Annotated in this window: 1 protein-coding gene and 1 pseudogene; both read right to left on the bottom strand. The window is 43.9% G+C overall.

What is annotated here, in order from left to right:
* Positions 1-422: pseudogene (locus CXF78_RS00595) on the bottom strand (DUF1499 domain-containing protein); the annotation flags it as partial.
* A gap of 137 nt (positions 423-559) precedes the next feature.
* On the bottom strand, positions 560-1,383 hold an 824-nt coding region (locus CXF78_RS00590; RefSeq protein WP_180957005.1), incomplete at its 5' end, for a sigma 54-interacting transcriptional regulator.

Raw genomic sequence — 1,383 nt, 5'->3', positions numbered from 1 at the left:
TCTCCGCCATAAACCAAACTATTTTTAGCGCCAATGCGGCTGTCAGTTAAAAACTCAAACTGCGGTGGTGATTGAGTATTAGTAGTAATATCGTGAATAGGTGGGTATTTCACTGGTTTGATAACCAACGCCATAATGCTCGGCGACAATATAGCTAAGCCCAGTAATAGCGCTGTTGTAGAGGTTAATATGCCTTTGCCCTTAGCGTTACTGTCTTGCTTAATGGTAAAGCTGGTACCTAATGCGAGCACCGCAACCACCACCACTAAATAACCTAACAGGTTATTGTAATTACGGCTGGCCATAAAGCCGACAATCGGGTCCCATAATCCCAATGACGAGCCAAACACCATCAAAGCCGCAATCGCGACAGAGACGATGGCAACGATCAATGCGATATTGCCTATATTACGTTTTTGCATAACATCCATCCTTTAGAAGACCCTAATTAACCCAACTTATATTGACCTGTTTTTGTGGGAATAAATTTCTGTTCATCGATAATATATTTTCGATTACAGGCTATTCACACAACCTATTTTAGGTTTATACCTTACGATTAATATGCCGCATTTGGATCAAGTCCTAAACGACGCATTGTGCGAATTAAATTGCTTCTATCCAGCTGTAAACTTCTGGCGACAGCGGCTAAATTACCTCGTTCTGTCACTAATACCGTCTGTATTATTTGTCGTTGGTACTCATCGGTAGAATCGCGTAGTCCAAGGGTTAACACCTGCGATAATGCGGCTGCGGCATTACTGTCGTTGATAATATCAACCTCGGCTATTGCTGGTGCGACGGGATAGTTCACAACAAACTCGGAACCGAGATGAACACGGCTAATGCTAATAATACTGGCATGACGCCCTTGCTCGCTAATAGCCCTTAACGCAGCACGGCTGAGCAAATGTTCTAACTCGCGCACATTGCCTGGCCAATGGTATTGGGTTAACTGATCAATCGCTGTTTGTTGCAATCTTAGTTTCGCGACGCCAAGCTGATGTTGGCTTTTTTCTAAAAAATAGCCTGCCAATAAAATAACGTCTTTACCACGCTCGCGTAATGGTGGTACAGGTAAAGGATACACACTCAAGCGATGATATAAGTCAGCCCTAAAGCGACCTTCTTTGACTTCTAACTGTAAATTACGGTTAGTTGCGGCAACAATTCTGACATCTACTACGATGATATTATCGCTGCCGACACGTTGAATTTCACCATTTTGCAACGCACGTAACAACTTAGCTTGCACGGCAAGCGGAAGCTCACCCACTTCGTCTAAAAATAACGTCCCACCATCGGCCAATTCAAAGCGGCCACGGCGATCACTAACCGCACCAGAATATGCGCCTTTTACATGACCAAAGAGCTGTTCTCTTA

Source organism: Shewanella sp. 11B5, assembly GCF_002836795.1.
GTDB classification, from domain to species: Bacteria; Pseudomonadota; Gammaproteobacteria; order Enterobacterales; family Shewanellaceae; genus Shewanella; species Shewanella frigidimarina.
The sequence above is the reverse complement of the archived record's forward strand: the minus strand, read 5'-3'. Positions and strand labels throughout refer to the sequence as shown.